Below are 15194 nucleotides of genomic sequence, written 5' to 3'. Positions count from 1 at the left end.
TGGAGAGACCACAACGCGCTATAGAGGCGAAATCTATAGCGGAGTTTGTGGTCTCTTTTTTCGTTATCAAAGGGAGGAATTACCATGAAATTTTCAAGTAAACAACGTAAAGACGTATTAAACGGAGTAAATAAACAAGAGTTAGATGTGATCGTAATTGGTGGAGGTATTACTGGTTCTGGTATTGCATTAGATGGAGCAACACGCGGGTTATCAACAATTGTGTTTGAAATGCAGGACTTTGCAGCAGGTACATCAAGTCGTTCAACGAAGCTTGTACACGGTGGTCTACGTTATTTAAAACAACTTGAAGTGAAAATGGTAGCAGAGGTGGGTAAAGAGCGTGCGATCGTATATGAGAACGGTCCCCATGTAACAACACCAGAGTGGATGTTACTTCCGTTCCATACAGGCGGTACGTTCGGATCATTTAGTACATCAATTGGTCTTCGTGTATACGACTTCTTAGCAGGTGTAAAACGAAGCGAGCGCAGAAAGATGTTTAACCGTGAAGAAACGCTAAACAAAGAGCCTCTTGTAAAAAAAGAAGGATTAAAAGGCGGCGGTTACTACGTAGAATATCGTACAGACGATGCGCGTCTTACAATTGAAGTAATGAAAGAAGCAATTGAGCATGGTGCGAAAGCTGTTAACTACGCAAAAGTAGACAGTTTCTTATATAAAGATGGAAAAGTATGCGGTGTACGTGTAATCGATTTACTAGACGGTGAAGTATATGAAGTTTACGGTAAGAAAATTGTAAACGCAGCTGGTCCTTGGGTAGATACACTTCGTGAAAAAGATAACTCGAAAAAAGGAAAAGTACTTCAGTTATCAAAAGGTGTTCACTTAGTAATTGATCAAAAACGTTTCCCACTCGGGCAAGCAATTTACTTCGATACACCAGATAAACGTATGGTGTTCGCGATTCCTCGCGGAGGAAAAACATACGTAGGTACAACAGATACGTTCTATGATAAAGACGCAGCTGTACCACAAATGACAACAGAAGATCGCACATACATCATTAATGCGATTAACTACATGTTCCCAAGCGTGAAAATTACAGAGAAAGACATTGAATCAAGCTGGGCTGGTGTACGTCCGTTAATTTATGAAGAAGGTAAGAATGCATCTGAAATTTCTCGTAAAGATGAAATTTGGACTTCTGAATCTGGTTTAATTACAATCGCAGGTGGTAAATTAACAGGATACCGCAAAATGGCTGAAATGGTAGTAGATTACGTAACGAACTTACTACAAAAAGAAGGTCATAGTGCATATCCGAAGAGTGATACGAAACATATGCCGATCTCTGGTGGACATGTAGATGGTTCACACGGATTCCCGGCATTCGTTGCGAAAAAAGCAGACGAAGGTACGAAATCTGGTTTAACGAAAGCACAAGCAGAAGAATTCGCAAAATTCTATGGTTCTAACGTTGATGTACTATTTGGCTTAGCGAAAAAACATAAAGACGAAGCGAAAGAATACAACATGCCGCTTGACGTTCTAATCCCACTTGTATACGCAATGGATTACGAAATGACAGCAAAACCAGTTGACTTCTTCGTACGCCGCAGAGGCGCTGTATTCTTCAACATCCACTGGGTATATGAGTGGAAAGAAGCAGTAATCAACTACATGGCTGCGAAACTAGGCTGGAGCAAAGAAGAACAAATGAAATATACAGCTGAACTAGAAAAAGCATTAACAGACGCTGTAATTCCTGTAGATCAACAAGAACAGGCAGCTGCGTTAGCATAAAATAGAGAACCACCTGAAGGGGAGCCTTTAGGTGGTTTTTTCTCTTGACTAAAAATAAATAAAATGTGTTACAATGATGATAGAGTATTTAGTGTGAATTTTGCATAAAATAAAAAAGACAGAAGCCTGAGAAACTTCTGCCTTTGTAACCTAACTTGCTATTGTGGTGGTAGTAGGTGCGGTTATAAGACAATTACATTAACGTTTTAGCCGAGAACCGCCCTTACCTTTTCCACGAAGCAGGGTGGTTCTCGCTTTTTTGTATACAGAAATTAGCCACGGACCGACGTATCTTCTACCGATGACAACGCCAGCTCCGGTTAGGATACCATACACTAATTTAATTACAAACATCGCGATCATTTTATCACCTCCCCCCTTTTTTCAAAATGGAAGAGATGATTACCACACCTACTAGTTATAGCTTATTAAGTTACATTTCCATTGTATTATGTTTTAAAATAGGGAACAAGACATATGGATAAAAATCCCTATCTTTAAGCAGAGCATAAGTATCAAGGGACAAGAAGCAAATAAATATACATAAAAAAACGGTATGGACATTACCATCCGTATTTTTTTATGTATTTATAAAACTTTTCCATACAGTGCGTCGTCTAATATATGGGAAGGAGGAAATGATGTGGATGAATTAACGATAGAAGCGTTTGAAATAGAAGATAAGGAGGACCTTATCGACGAAATAATGAACAAGTATGGACAAGAAGTCCTGCAGCTTGTGTATTCGTATGTGAATAATAAAGAGGTTGCGGAGGATTTAACGCAAGATATATTCGTGAAATGCTATAAATCTCTTCATACATATAAAGGGAATTCGAATTTGAAAACATGGTTATGGAGAATTGCAATCAATCAATGTAAGGACTATTTAAAAAGTTGGTATAACAAAAAAGTTATCGTGACAGAGGATGACTTTACGTATATGGAGAGTCAAAAAGAAAGTGTGGAACAAACTGTCATTCAAAATGCGGAGGATCGTGAACTGGCTTCTGCAGTAATGCGTTTACCGATAAAATATCGAGAAGTGATTTATCTATTTTATTATGAGGAATTATCAATTAAAGAGATTGCTACAGTAATAGAAGTAAAGGAAAACACGATAAAAACGAGACTGAAAAAAGCGAAGGAACTTTTGAAGGAAGGATTGGAGGAATAATCAAATGGAAGATCGATTAAAAGGCTTGCGAAAATCAATGGAGAACACAACGTTTAAACATTTGAGTTTTTCTGATCAACACCAGAAGCAGGTGCGCGAAAAAATCAAGCAATCGTCCGAAAAGGAAGAAGATATCCTTTTAGCAGTGTTACAACTTCTTATGAATGAAAAAACAGGTTACGAATTAATGCAGTTGCTAAGAGGGAGAGGGATACGAAAATTTGAAGGCAATGAAGGGTCGCTATACACTGTATTACATCGTCTAGAACAGAATCGCTTTATCCAATCTAGCTGGGATCACGCAGGAGCTAAATATTATCAATTAAATGATAAAGGAAACAAGATGCTGCGAAAGGCAGAGAAGAATGCTACGAAGGCACGATTTATATTAAAAGGATTAGTACAGGAGTGAGAAAAAATTGAATCAAAAAGGGGAGCGTTTTTTAAAAGAAGTTACGAATCATATTAAATCAAAAGAAGCGAAGGACTTAGTAGCAACGGAACTAGATTTTCACTTGAAACAGACGAAGAATATGTGGATAGAGAAAGGCTTAAGTGAGGAAGTTGCTGAAGATAAGGCTGTTGAACAAATGGGAAGTCCAATTAAGCTTGGCCAGGAACTTAATAAACTACATAAGCCAAAGGTTGATTGGTTCTTAATTGGTTTATTAGTGGCTGCGATGGGGCTAGGTTTTTTGCCAGTTATAGCGCTTGGACATGCTGACTTATTAATGAATAAGGTGATATTTGTAATTCTCGGTGTTACAACAGCGATTGGGATGATGCTATTTGATTATCGGAAGTTAGAGAGGCTTGGGTGGCTGTTTTATACAATTGGTGTACTTATCTTGTTAATGATAAAATGTTTTCCGACTGCTTCTTTGAATGGAGAACCATTACTAAAAATTGGTTCCGTCATAATTGATTGTTTAATGACAATACCATTCTTTTTTCTAGGCTGGGCTTCTTTTTTCAATAACAGTAGATTAAAGTTTATACATCTTCTCATGTTGTATTTATTTTCTTTATATTTATTTCTAACTACATCAACTCTTTTACCACTGTTCATCTATATCACGATGGTATTTGTTATGCTTTGGTGGAGTAAGTTAGGAAAGAAAACGGCATGGCTCATTACGATTTTACCTATTGTACCATTGATTATTAGGGATCTACTTTCCTGGTCTGCTGTAAAAGAATACCGTATGGCCAGAATTTTAGGAATGTTAAATCCAGAGCATGATCTATGGTATTTACGTTTAAAAGAGGCGATGTCTTCAGCAGGTTGGTTTGGTACATATGAAAATATAAAGTCTATCCGTGCTGCCCATACTGATTTTGTATTTGCAAGTTTGACTTACTATTATGGATATGTACTTGCGCTAGTTCTTGTCGTGATTCTTTCTCTTTTTGCAGTAAGAATAATGAACATAGCTTATAAAATAAATGATGGTTATGGTAAATTGCTTCTCGTTGGCGGAGTGACTCTTTTTGTAATCCATTTTATTTGTAATGTTGGCATGACCCTCGGGATATTACCACGTGTTTCTATATCATTACCATTTATTAGCTACGGATTGATACCAACTCTGTTTCATGCATTTATAATGGGAATTGTGTTAAGTGTATATCGACGTAAAGATATTCCTTTTAGAATGAGAAAAACACCTTGATAATCATCAAGGTGTTTTAGTTATTAGCTCAAAACTCTCCGAATCAGCCTCAAGCACAAAAGGACTAACCTCGCCAACGCTATAAAGTTGCAACTCATGCATTGCTCGCGTACAAGCAGTGTAGAACAATCTACGAACGCTCTCATCGCTGTACACATCTTTAGAAGCATTGTAAATAATAACAGCGTCAAATTCGATACCTTTCGCTAAGTAAGCAGGGATTACGACAATGCCTTGCTCATACTCGGCTGAGTTACTCTTCACGAGTTTAATATTATCGATATGATTAAGTGCTTCGTATGCAGCGGCGCTTTCAGCTGCGGATTTACATATAATTGCGATTGTATTGTGTTGCTCTTTTTGTAGTTCAGCAACTTTGGCAGTAATATGTTCGTGCAGTTCGCTCTCATTCGCTACTTTCGTCACTGTAGGTTTCTCGCCGTCACGTTCAAAGGCGTGAATGTTCTTGCCTTCCGGTACGAGAGCACGTGTAAATTCAATAATCGGTTTTGTTGAGCGATAGCTACGAGTTAAGTTAATACCGTTCGTTTCATCCGGTCCGTATAAGCTAGTAAGTGTATTGAAATTCACTGCTTCACTTGCATGGGCAAATATCGCTTGATTAAAGTCTCCGAGTACCGTCATTTTTGCGGCAGGGAAGAGACGTTTTAAAAACTCGAACTGGAACGGCGAATAATCTTGCGCTTCGTCTACGAGTACGTGTTTAATCGATCTATTCGTTTGGAAGCCTTCGATTAATTCTTTTAAAAGTAAAAATGGAGTCGCATCCTCGTAATATAGCTTTCCTTCATCAAGCATGTTTACCGTTAAAGAGCAAATGTCATCCCATTCTTTCGGTTTTTCTCCAGTAACCCACGATGCGTCTGTGAAGAGTTGTTTATAGATTCCTGTGAAATTGATGAAGCGCAGTGTTTGAACGCCTTTACGAAGTGGCTTCAATTTTTTACGGACAATCATACGTCCCAGGACTTTCGTTTCTTTCTCATAGTCATTAAAAGAGTTGTCGTCAAACTCGCCTTTTTTCTGTAAATATTTATAAGCCTTTTGGTATTCATCTTTACTAAGTAATTCAATTTCTTCTTCTACCCAAGGCTTTTTCAGTTCTGCTTTTTCGAGTGCATCTATTTGTTTATTTAGCCAATCCGTTAACTTTTCAATTCGACTATGGAAGCGGAGGGAGGAGTCAGTATTATAAAATTGCTCTGTAATCTCTTTTGCAGAGACGATCAGTTTTCCTCTAAATTTCATTCCTCTAAATAGCATGCCTGAAGATTCAAGAGATTGTCTGTACGCTCTAATCATCTCGAAAAATTGAGTGGATGCTTTAAATCGGATGCTCGCATTTCTCGTTTTATAGGTAGGGCTATTCGTTCCAGTTAACATATATTCCAATTGCTCATAAGGGTCTTCAACATCAAATGACTTACTTAGTCTATGGTTTAAATATTCTTGGAATGTTACTTGCTGCATATTTTCTTCACCGAGTTCAGGTAGTACGTTAGATACGTAGCTATTGAACATAGAGTTAGGGGAGAAGAGAATAATTTGATCCGCTTTTAGCCATTCGCGATATTTATATAGTAAGTAGGCGATTCGCTGAAGGGCAGCAGATGTTTTACCACTACCAGCAGCTCCTTGAACGATAAGGAGTCGGCCTTCATCGTGACGGATAATTTCATTTTGCTCACGCTGAATTGTAGCGACGATACTTTGCATATGTTTGTTCGTACCTTTTCCGAGTGCTTGTTGCAAGATTTCATCGCCAATTGTAAGGCTCGTATCGAACATGGAATCAATCTCGCCATTTTGAATAATGTATTGTAATTTTTTCTCCACATTACCGCGAATTACGCCGCCTGGTGTGTTGTACTCAGCTGGTCCTGGTGGGTAGTCGTAATAAACACTTGAAATTGGGGCGCGCCAGTCATAAATAAGAAAGTTTTCTCCGCTTGCATCAGTAAGGGTAGAAACACCGATATAGATTTGTTCTGTGGAAGGTTCGCCTTCTTCAGTGAAATCGATGCGTCCGAAGTAAGGTGCTTTTTGCATACGTCGCAGCGCGGCAAGTCGATTAAAGGTGTGTTTATGGGTGATTTGTGTAACAGCTAGTGATTGAGCTTGTTGTCTTAAGTTGATAACTGTTTCAAGGTAATCATCAAAAGTATCTGTATTCACTTTAACGTCATCCCAGAAGTGTTTACGGATGTTGATTACTTCTGCCCGGCGTCTGCCAGTTTCGTTTTCCAGCTTATCAATTTGCTGCGTAATAGTTTCGATTACGGTATCCAATCGTTTTTGCTCTAGATCAAGTTTTTTGTTCATACGTAAGCACTCCTTTAAAAGTGAAAAATAGAGGTTGACTGAAGAAAAATTTTGTTGTACAATTAAGATACGGATAAATACGTTCTTTATATTTTTTAAAACGTGTTTCTGTACTAATTTAACATAGTTTTTGAATTTAATCAATGATAATAAGATAAACCTTGGTTCCGTGTAGCGTGGATCAAGGTTTTTTTTTGTTTTTAAGAGGGAATCACACTTGTTGTCGTTTTTTGTCGGTAAGTCGATATATTTGAAAAATCGCCGATATAATTTCATTTACCGAATCTGGATATAACTATCGGGAGAAGAGGATATAAAAAAAGCTCGGGCCGAAGCCCAAGCTTTTTACTTCATTATTTCTTTTCTTCTTTTTTATCGTCAGCTTTTTGCTCTTTGAAAAGATCTTTTAAATCTTTATCGTCAACTTTTACGTCAGCTTTTTTGATTTCTTTCATCATTAAGTCATTCATAAATTGAGCATCTTGCGTTTTTTCTTGAGCTAGTGATTTTTTAATATCAGCTTTTGATTTATCGAAAGTTGCATCTGCGTGATTATCAGTTACTTTAATAATATGGTAACCGAATTGTGTTTTTACAGGTTCGCTTACTTCATCTTTTTTCAACTTTTGAGCTGCTTCTTCAAATTCTTTTACCATTTTCCCTGGTCCGAAGAATCCTAAGTCGCCACCTTTTTCTTTTGAACCTGTATCTTCAGAGTATTGCTTTGCTAATTCTTCGAAAGATTTACCTTGAGCAAGTTCATCTTTCACTTTTTTAGCAGTTTCTTCATCTTTTACAAGGATATGACTTGCTTTAATTTCTTTTTTATAATCCTCGAATTTTGCTTTTACATCTTTATCAGTAATCGATTGTTCAACCGCTTTTTCTTGAGCTAATTGAGCACGCACACTATTTTTGATAGTTTCTTCTTTAATACCTTGTTGTTTCATTAGTGTATCGAATTGATCACCGTATTGTTTTTTCATTTCATCGAACTTTTTGTCTACATCTTTGTCTTCAACTTTGTAGTTTTTAATAAGAACTTTTTCCATAACCATGTTGTTTAGTACTTGTTTACCAGCTTGTGTCTTCATTTGATCGTAGAATTCTTCTTTTGTAATGTCACCAGCTTTAGATGTAACGATTTTGTCTGATGATGATGTTCCACATGCTGATAATGCGATTACACTTGTTGCGGCTAAGGCAAGCATAGCTTTCTTCATTCGATAAACACTCCTACTATTATGTATTTTTAATTTATCCTACACCGATGAATTTTAAATTCATAAGAGCCCGATTAAGTCTCACTGATACTTTTGCTTTTTTGTATTGGTAAAGCGCGCTTAACAGGGCTTACCGTGGCTGAGGATAAAGTTTTGATGAATGTTTTGTTCTATAGTATAAGCAATATGTACAAAATTTAATATATCATATTTCGACGCGTTTTCATATTGATAAAGAAAAATTAACCAGTACGTGTCAGATTTTGAAAGTGTGCCATATTGGGCGTATGCCGCATATACAGAATAGAGGAGGGGATGGGGATGAATTCTCAACTTATTTTATTACTTGTACTGTTTATTTTATTGGTTATTGTAGGTATAATTTGCTTATAGAGGAAAAAAGTGAGGAAGGGGCTTTCCTTCCTCACTTTCCATGAAATATAATTTCTATATAACTAGAAATTAATAAAATTGTTATACATACATTAATAACCCGAAAGACACCGGGCTGGCGGCTCGCAGCTATTTGTTTTCGTTCACACAGTGTATGTGTCATGAAATTCGTGTAAAATATAACAAGAAGTGCGAATGCGACAAAAACAACTGTTATAAGTGTCATGAGGCGAGACCTCCTTTTGGCTAAAATACATATACATATATTGTATCACACGATATTTTGTTCGTGTTACAAAATTCAGAAATAGAAGACTTTGTGTTAGAAAGTGAGGGAGAAAATGGACGTTGTTAGAAGATTAGAACAAGCTGAATACTACGTAGACCTACTATTTAAAATGATTGATGAAGAGAAGTGTCCATTTTATTCTTTGATCATAAAGAAAAAAGCTCGTAAAAAAGATATTGAACGTATACTAAATCTTTGTGAAAAACTGAACGAGCAATATGTAGTGGAGAAAGCAGAAGGGCTTCTTTTGTTCGATGCGCTGTTAGATCAATTTGAAAAAGCGCTTCCACATCAGCTCGAAGTAAACGAAACTGCGGAAGCGCTAGCAAAACAAGGTTTATTTAAGCCGCTTATGAATGAATTCTTAAGCATGATTGCGAAAAAATAAATAGATTATTTCTTAACTAACTTTTGATCGGATTCTGTAAAGTTCTCTTCAATATCTTCTAATGATTTCTCAAAAATATCGATGAAGTCTTGTCCGTAAATATTACGCAGGATTGCAATCAGTTCGATATTTTCTGGGAACTTCCCATAAAAATTACGAAGTGCAAGAGCCCCATTAAACACTGAATTATTTTCAGGATCATACTCCTCCATTAAGCGAAGTAGTAATTCTTCCCCTTTGTCTGTAATTTCAATGTACGTATTTCGTTTATCATCTTCCTTTTTTGAGAATACAAGATAGCCGCGTTCTTCAAGCTTTTTAGAGAAGTTAAACGCCGTTGATACGTGCATAACTCCAAACTTAGCAATCTCAGAAATAGAAGCCCCTTTTAAATGATAAGCGATTGTTAAAATATGATGTTCATTAATATTTAAATCGTAAGGTTTAATCCACTGCTGCCAATCTTTCTCTACACATTTCCATAACGCTTTCGATAATTGAGCAATGCGTTGGCTGAAAATCATCGCTTCTTTTACCGAGTAATCTTTTTCTCCACTTTTCATGTACTCACCCACTTTAACATTCTTTTTTCATTACTATCTATTATGCCAGTAAAATAAAAATTAATAAAGTCTTTTTGTGAGAATTGTGAAAATTTTTTAACAAAATGACATTCTATACAAATCATGCATAACTATGGAAGCGTTTTATGAGTCGTGAATACATGCGTTGTCCTTACATGTTAATTGATAACATATATTGTAAATGCATAAAAACACGGCATATCTATACGATATGCCGTGTCAAGGTCAATTTATATAAAAAATATTTGTTATATGCAAAAAACTAAGCAGGAATTTGTTTACGCTTTTTCTGGAACAGCTTCTTGTAGTTTCTCAATTGACTTTTGGATGTCCAAAATTTCTTTCTCAATATGGCGCTTGTTTTGAGAAATATCTTGTTTCCAGTTAGAAAGCGTGTCTTGCATGTCATCTTTTAGTTCTTGAAACACTTCTTTACCTTCTGAAGCAGTTTCAACAATTTGACGCTTTAATAATTTCGTATCAGCTGTAATATCAGCTAAAGTCTTTTTAATATCATTTCCTTTTTCTTTTAACTTGCCGCGCATGTCTTTACCAGAAGAAGGAGTTGAGAAAAGAACGGCTAGTCCAGCAACTGCTCCCCCGCAAATAACACCTGTAATAAAGGATTTAGCTTTTGACATAAAAGGAGACCTCCTTATTTTTTGTTCGTATTCATGATGTAAAACAATATGCATATCTTTCTTATATGTGCTATGCACAAACAATCATCCCTGAGCATTTTAAGTGAAGAAACAAGCCATGCGGAATTTGATGACTTCAGGGAAGTGGCTTGTTATGTATTACGCCTTCTTATAGTGTCATTATTTCACACTATTTGCAATTGTACTTGCGATGTTTTGTAAATTTTCCATAGTGTATTCATTTTGGTGTGATTTCCAAACAGCACCGAAACCATCTTTTTCACCGTAGCGTGGAATTAAATGAAGGTGGAAGTGGAACACAGTTTGTCCAGCTTTTTCACCGTTATTGTTAAGTAGGTTAAAGCCAACTGGATTAAACTCTGCTTTAATCGCATTTGCGATTTTTGGAACGACAGAAAAAATGTGTGATGCGATTTCTGGCGTTAACGCAAAAATGTCTTGTTTGTGAACTTTCGGAATAACAAGAGTATGTCCTTTTGTTACTTGACTAATATCTAAAAATGCAAGCACATGTTCATCTTCGTATACTTTTGAGCAAGGGATTTGCCCGTCAATGATTTTACAAAAAATACAATTGTCTGCTGTATGATTCATTGATCTCATCCTTTCAAATATCCTTAGCCGTATTTTACCATAATTACATAAGAGAACAAACACGAAAAACAGGAAGCTGACTCAGCTTCCTGTTTTCTGAAGAGGGATTGAAAAAGCATTATCGTAATTTACGTTTCGCAGACACCTCATTTATTTAAGAAATGCACGGTAAATCGGCTAAAGTTTCTGCCGTAGACACCCCATTTTCAAGTGAAATGAATTGCAATCTTTCATAAAAGGAAATTGTTTATTTTTTAAAACAGTATATGCTCTTTCGGAGACACCCCGTTTCGAAAATGAAACAAATAATCTGGTTATGTGTAAATTTCATTGTCCAACATGGACACCCCATTTCATGATGACTTCACTATGTTGTTGTACTCATCAATTGGTGGTTGCTTTTTCAATGTGTTCCTTCTTCAATAATTATGATGTCCGCTTTCGGGAAAATATATGCTAATAAATTTAAATTTTTTTTTTGAGTACATGGATACTATGTAGTACAGCATAATTTTTGGTAAGATGAATATAGAATGAATACTAATGAAGAAAGTGGTGTCGTATGAGCGAGTTATTGCGTGTAGAAAATGTTACAGGAGGATATACGAAACGACCTGTATTAAAAGACGTTTCGTTCTCTGTTAATAAAGGCGAACTTGTCGGCTTAATCGGTTTAAATGGAGCTGGTAAAAGTACGACGATTAAACATATTATCGGTTTAATGGAACCGAAAAAAGGAACTGTCACAATTAATGGGAAAACAATTCGTGATGATATGACAGCGTACCGTTCTAGCTTTTCATTCATTCCAGAAACGCCGGTATTATATGATGAATTAACGTTAGAAGAGCATTTGAAATTAACAGCGATGGCGTACGGCGTCGATGAAAAACAATATGAAGAACGTGTAGGACAACTATTACATGAATTTCGAATGAAAAATCGTTTAAAATGGTTTCCATCTCATTTCTCAAAAGGGATGAAACAAAAAGTAATGATTATGAGCGCGTTTTTAGTTGAGCCATCTCTTTACATAGTAGACGAACCTTTCGTTGGATTAGATCCGTTAGCAATTCAATCTCTTCTTCAAATGATGGATCAAATGAAAAAGAGTGGAGCCGGTATTTTAATGAGCACACATATTTTAGCGACGGCAGAGCGTTATTGTGATTCGTTCATTATTCTGCATCAAGGTGAAGTAAGAGCGAAGGGAACATTAGCTGAACTGCAATCACAGTTTAATATGCCAGGTGCAACGTTAGATGATATTTACATCGCGCTAACAAAGGAAGAAGATTATGAATAGCACAGCGTTATGGAAAGAACGATTTCGTCACTTTCTAAAAGAAGTTCGTACATATAGTAAATACGTATTTAATGATCATTTGAAATTTATTTTCGTGTTCATCATCGGTGCGGGAGCGTATTATTACCAGCAATGGTTACAAACGTTAACATCTTCCTTTCCAACTGCGCTCGTAATGGCAGTATTAATTGGACTCGTGTTAACAGCTGGATCCATTCAAACGTTATTAAAAGAAGCGGATCTCGTTTACTTACTGCCAGTTGAAGAAAAGTTAAAACCTTACTTCACCAAGGCATTTCTTTTTACATTTATGATTCAGTTATACATAATCGCAATCGTAGCAGCTGCGCTTGCTCCGTTATACTTCCAACAAATGAAGCAAACCGGTGCTGGCTACATATGGATTGTCCTCGCATTTGTCATTGTAAAAGCGTGGAATTTATTCGTCGCGTGGGAAAAATCATTTTTAACAGATCAAAATATACAAAGAGTTGATTGGTTTATTCGTTTTATCTTAAACGGTTTATTTGTATATTTCCTTGTAGAACGTACTTCAGTTCTTGTTATTGGCGGAATCGTTCTGCTCATGGTGTTATATCTTGCTATCATGCATCAAATGGTAAAAGGAAAGCCGCTAAACTGGGAGTATTTAATTTCTGAAGAAGGTAAGAAAATGATGCTGCTGTACCGAATTGCAAATATGTTCGTTGATGTACCAGCATTAAAAGAAAGAGTATCTCGCCGAAAATGGCTGGATTTCATTCTGTCGATAATCGGCGAAAAGCGCACATATTTATACTTATATACGAGAACGTTTTTAAGATCAGGTAACTATTTTGGATTATATGTGCGTCTGCTCGCTCTTGGAGGAGTTATTCTTTACTTCATTCCATTTTTATACGGGCGATTTATCGTAAGTTTTATTTTCCTATACTTAATTGGCTATCAGCTATTAACTTTATGGAAACATCACCGCATGAAAATTTGGCTTGATTTGTATCCAGTAAAGGTAGATGAAAAGAAGAAAGATTTTCTTACTTTATTAAATGTGATTCTAATCATCGGGAGCGTAATCTTTACAGTTATATTTGCACTAGCAACGAAAGATTTCATGATGACAGGAATTTTACTTGTCGTAAGCATATTATTTAGTATCGGTTTCGTTTACCAATACGGTGCGAAGCGCATTGAACGTTTAAATTGAAGGGAATGAACCTATGATTACATATGAAGAAAAGGTTATAAAAGAACTGGAGCAGTGGAAAGCTACATTCATGAAAGATTCTTCTATGATGACACGGTTCTCAAAGAAAGTGCAGACGAAAGTACAACAGCTTATTCCGGCGAAAGTGCAAAAAGTCTTAACAGAAACGATTCGGATGATGGTGCAAACGATCAGCGCCGGATCAAACTTTATAAAGCCGAAGCTAAAAGAGACGACATGGTCACTGCAAAGACGTGATGATGAAGTGCGTAAAAAAATGGATGAGTACAAAAAAATAGCTGCGGCAGAAGGAGCAGGGACGGGGGCTGGTGGTATTTTACTCGGTCTTGCTGACTTTCCGCTTTTACTTACGATTAAAATTAAATTTTTATTCGATGCAGCAACGTTGTATGGATTTGATACAAGTAAACAAGAAGAGCGTCTTTTTATTCTTCACGTTTTCCAACTCGCCTTTTCAAGTGACAATCACAGAAAAGAAATATGGAAAGCAATTGAAACGTGGGATACAGAAAAAGAAAATCATATGGACTGGGAAAAGTTCCAAACAGAATACCGAGACTATATCGATTTAGCGAAAATGCTTCAGCTCGTACCAGTAATCGGTGCCCCGGTAGGCGCATATGCGAACTATCAATTGCTGCAAAGACTTGGAGAAGTGACAATGAATTGTTATCGTATGCGATTGCTAAATAGAAAGTAAAAAAAAGCATCCTAAATGTGTGATTTAGGATGCTTTTTTTAGAAGTTAATTTCGCTATAGCCAACTCCGACTACAATCAATATGATAAAGAGCACAATAATGGATGGAAATCCGCTTTTATTATCGTGACCAGCCTCATCGCCGCCTTTATCCCGCTGTTTATGAAGGCTGATTAAAGTTTCACTTTATCAAGAACTTCCTGTGTAAACTCTTATTAACTTGCAAATTATTCAGTTTCATTTTATAATTTATTTACCGACCGGTAAGTAAAAATAAGTGAGGTACAGTATGACAAAGAATTTACAAACATCGCAAAACATTGTCGAGGCATCATTTAAACTCATGGCAGAGCACGGCATTGAGAAGATGAGCCTTTCCATGATTGCGAAAGAGGTAGGTATTTCAAAACCGGCTATTTATTATCATTTTTCTTCTAAAGAAGCGTTAGTCGATTTTTTATTTGAAGAGATTTTTTCTGATTATCATTTTGCAAATTACTTCGATAAAGAGCAGTATACGAAAGAAAATTTTGCAGAAAAGCTAATCGCAGATGGTTTACATATGCTCTCTGAGTATGAAGGGCAAGAAGGAATACTACGCGTTATCAATGAATTTATCGTAACTGCATCGCGAAATGAAAAGTATCAGAAACGATTATTTGAAATACAAGAGGATTTCTTACATGGTTTCCACGATTTATTGAAGCAAGGCGCGAGACTGGGCGTTGTGTCACAACATGCAACGGAAGAAAACGCTCATACGCTAGCGCTTGTGATCGATAATATGAGCAATTATATGCTCATGGGATTTCAGTTAAAATATAAAGAAATTTGGATTCGAAATGTGAAAAGCGTCATGAAGGAGGAGTAA

17 protein-coding genes are annotated in these 15194 nt (G+C 36.4%); 9 read left to right on the top strand and 8 right to left on the bottom strand.

The window, feature by feature from the left end; translation table 11 throughout:
* Positions 1-84: 84 nt before the first annotated feature.
* Entirely contained in the window at positions 85-1767 is a 1683-nt protein-coding gene (glpD, locus tag ACLBXA_RS12495; RefSeq protein WP_000672828.1) for an aerobic glycerol-3-phosphate dehydrogenase, read from the top strand.
* Positions 1768-1965: 198 nt separating this feature from the next.
* On the opposite strand, the gene ACLBXA_RS12490 is transcribed toward glpD, so the two are convergent.
* Entirely contained in the window at positions 1966-2130 is a 165-nt protein-coding gene (locus ACLBXA_RS12490; RefSeq protein WP_000561154.1) for a hypothetical protein, read from the bottom strand.
* 280 nt (positions 2131-2410) lie between these two features.
* On the opposite strand from ACLBXA_RS12490, the gene ACLBXA_RS12485 reads away from it, so the two are divergent.
* The 3 genes from ACLBXA_RS12485 to ACLBXA_RS12475 are packed head-to-tail and all read left to right on the top strand — an operon-like array spanning position 2411 to position 4617.
* Positions 2411-2944: a sigma-70 family RNA polymerase sigma factor gene (locus ACLBXA_RS12485; protein WP_447617235.1), complete on the top strand. Its 534-nt coding sequence runs from the start codon at positions 2411-2413 to the stop codon at positions 2942-2944.
* A gap of 4 nt (positions 2945-2948) precedes the next feature.
* Positions 2949-3356, top strand: coding sequence for a PadR family transcriptional regulator (locus ACLBXA_RS12480; RefSeq protein ID WP_000390152.1), 408 nt, complete (start codon positions 2949-2951; stop codon positions 3354-3356).
* 7 nt (positions 3357-3363) lie between these two features.
* A complete protein-coding gene (locus ACLBXA_RS12475) occupies positions 3364-4617 on the top strand; it encodes an FtsW/RodA/SpoVE family cell cycle protein (RefSeq protein ID WP_001072130.1) in 1254 nt (417 codons plus the stop codon).
* A 6-nt stretch (positions 4618-4623) separates the two neighbouring features.
* Here the strand turns inward: ACLBXA_RS12475 and helD are convergent, their stop codons facing one another.
* From helD to ACLBXA_RS12460, 3 genes are all read right to left on the bottom strand, one after another.
* On the bottom strand, positions 4624-6960 hold the full coding sequence (gene helD, locus ACLBXA_RS12470; protein ID WP_447617234.1) for an RNA polymerase recycling motor HelD: 2337 nt from the start codon (positions 6958-6960) through the stop codon (positions 4624-4626).
* Positions 6961-7313: 353 nt separating this feature from the next.
* Entirely contained in the window at positions 7314-8183 is an 870-nt protein-coding gene (prsA, locus tag ACLBXA_RS12465) for a peptidylprolyl isomerase PrsA (protein ID WP_000710062.1), read from the bottom strand.
* A 424-nt stretch (positions 8184-8607) separates the two neighbouring features.
* Entirely contained in the window at positions 8608-8802 is a 195-nt protein-coding gene (locus ACLBXA_RS12460; protein ID WP_000172690.1) for a hypothetical protein, read from the bottom strand.
* Between the two features lie 115 nt (positions 8803-8917).
* Here ACLBXA_RS12460 and ACLBXA_RS12455 point away from each other — a divergent pair, with 115 nt between their 5' ends.
* On the top strand, positions 8918-9253 hold the full coding sequence (locus tag ACLBXA_RS12455; protein ID WP_000383656.1) for a DUF1878 family protein: 336 nt from the start codon (positions 8918-8920) through the stop codon (positions 9251-9253).
* A 5-nt stretch (positions 9254-9258) separates the two neighbouring features.
* Here the strand turns inward: ACLBXA_RS12455 and ACLBXA_RS12450 are convergent, their stop codons facing one another.
* From ACLBXA_RS12450 to ACLBXA_RS12440, 3 genes are all read right to left on the bottom strand, one after another.
* Positions 9259-9816, bottom strand: a complete 558-nt coding sequence (locus ACLBXA_RS12450; RefSeq protein ID WP_000834924.1) for an HTH-type transcriptional regulator Hpr — start codon at positions 9814-9816, stop codon at positions 9259-9261.
* A 299-nt stretch (positions 9817-10115) separates the two neighbouring features.
* A complete protein-coding gene (locus tag ACLBXA_RS12445) occupies positions 10116-10478 on the bottom strand; it encodes a YtxH domain-containing protein (RefSeq protein WP_000030302.1) in 363 nt (120 codons plus the stop codon).
* A gap of 180 nt (positions 10479-10658) precedes the next feature.
* Positions 10659-11093 (bottom strand): HIT family protein, encoded by a 435-nt coding sequence (locus tag ACLBXA_RS12440; protein ID WP_001016835.1) that lies wholly within the window; start codon positions 11091-11093, stop codon positions 10659-10661.
* Between the two features lie 562 nt (positions 11094-11655).
* Between ACLBXA_RS12440 and ecsA the strand changes: the two genes are divergently transcribed.
* The 3 genes from ecsA to ecsC are packed head-to-tail and all read left to right on the top strand — an operon-like array spanning position 11656 to position 14324.
* The gene (ecsA, locus tag ACLBXA_RS12435; RefSeq protein WP_001292597.1) at positions 11656-12399 is read left to right on the top strand and encodes an ABC transporter ATP-binding protein EcsA; all 744 of its coding nucleotides are present in this window, start codon (positions 11656-11658) and stop codon (positions 12397-12399) included.
* Positions 12392-13603: an ABC transporter permease EcsB gene (ecsB, locus tag ACLBXA_RS12430; protein WP_001089123.1), complete on the top strand. Its 1212-nt coding sequence runs from the start codon at positions 12392-12394 to the stop codon at positions 13601-13603. Before ecsA ends, ecsB begins: the two co-directional genes overlap by 8 nt.
* Before the next feature lie 13 nt (positions 13604-13616).
* A complete protein-coding gene (ecsC, locus tag ACLBXA_RS12425; RefSeq protein ID WP_000634144.1) occupies positions 13617-14324 on the top strand; it encodes an ecs operon protein EcsC in 708 nt (235 codons plus the stop codon).
* Positions 14325-14362: 38 nt separating this feature from the next.
* Here the strand turns inward: ecsC and ACLBXA_RS12420 are convergent, their stop codons facing one another.
* Positions 14363-14497 (bottom strand): YjcZ family sporulation protein, encoded by a 135-nt coding sequence (locus ACLBXA_RS12420; protein ID WP_102981857.1) that lies wholly within the window; start codon positions 14495-14497, stop codon positions 14363-14365.
* A 115-nt stretch (positions 14498-14612) separates the two neighbouring features.
* On the opposite strand from ACLBXA_RS12420, the gene ACLBXA_RS12415 reads away from it, so the two are divergent.
* On the top strand, positions 14613-15194 hold the full coding sequence (locus tag ACLBXA_RS12415; RefSeq protein ID WP_000164836.1) for a TetR/AcrR family transcriptional regulator: 582 nt from the start codon (positions 14613-14615) through the stop codon (positions 15192-15194).

The sequence above is a fragment of the Bacillus sp. D48C genome (genome assembly GCF_053345735.1).
This window is presented reverse-complemented; position numbering and strand designations above follow the sequence as displayed.

Bases quoted from the DNA above. Each gene is read 5' to 3' on its own strand.
- glpD (WP_000672828.1), top strand. From the start codon at position 85: ATGAAATTTTCAAGTAAACAACGTAAAGACGTATTAAACGGAGTAAAT.
- ACLBXA_RS12490 (WP_000561154.1), bottom strand. From the start codon at position 2,130: ATGATCGCGATGTTTGTAATTAAATTAGTGTATGGTATCCTAACCGGA.
- ACLBXA_RS12480 (WP_000390152.1), top strand. From the start codon at position 2,949: ATGGAAGATCGATTAAAAGGCTTGCGAAAATCAATGGAGAACACAACG.
- helD (WP_447617234.1), bottom strand. From the start codon at position 6,960: ATGAACAAAAAACTTGATCTAGAGCAAAAACGATTGGATACCGTAATC.
- prsA (WP_000710062.1), bottom strand. From the start codon at position 8,183: ATGAAGAAAGCTATGCTTGCCTTAGCCGCAACAAGTGTAATCGCATTA.
- ACLBXA_RS12460 (WP_000172690.1), bottom strand. From the start codon at position 8,802: ATGACACTTATAACAGTTGTTTTTGTCGCATTCGCACTTCTTGTTATA.
- ACLBXA_RS12455 (WP_000383656.1), top strand. From the start codon at position 8,918: ATGGACGTTGTTAGAAGATTAGAACAAGCTGAATACTACGTAGACCTA.
- ACLBXA_RS12450 (WP_000834924.1), bottom strand. From the start codon at position 9,816: ATGAAAAGTGGAGAAAAAGATTACTCGGTAAAAGAAGCGATGATTTTC.
- ACLBXA_RS12445 (WP_000030302.1), bottom strand. From the start codon at position 10,478: ATGTCAAAAGCTAAATCCTTTATTACAGGTGTTATTTGCGGGGGAGCA.
- ACLBXA_RS12440 (WP_001016835.1), bottom strand. From the start codon at position 11,093: ATGAATCATACAGCAGACAATTGTATTTTTTGTAAAATCATTGACGGG.
- ecsA (WP_001292597.1), top strand. From the start codon at position 11,656: ATGAGCGAGTTATTGCGTGTAGAAAATGTTACAGGAGGATATACGAAA.
- ecsB (WP_001089123.1), top strand. From the start codon at position 12,392: ATGAATAGCACAGCGTTATGGAAAGAACGATTTCGTCACTTTCTAAAA.
- ecsC (WP_000634144.1), top strand. From the start codon at position 13,617: ATGATTACATATGAAGAAAAGGTTATAAAAGAACTGGAGCAGTGGAAA.
- ACLBXA_RS12415 (WP_000164836.1), top strand. From the start codon at position 14,613: ATGACAAAGAATTTACAAACATCGCAAAACATTGTCGAGGCATCATTT.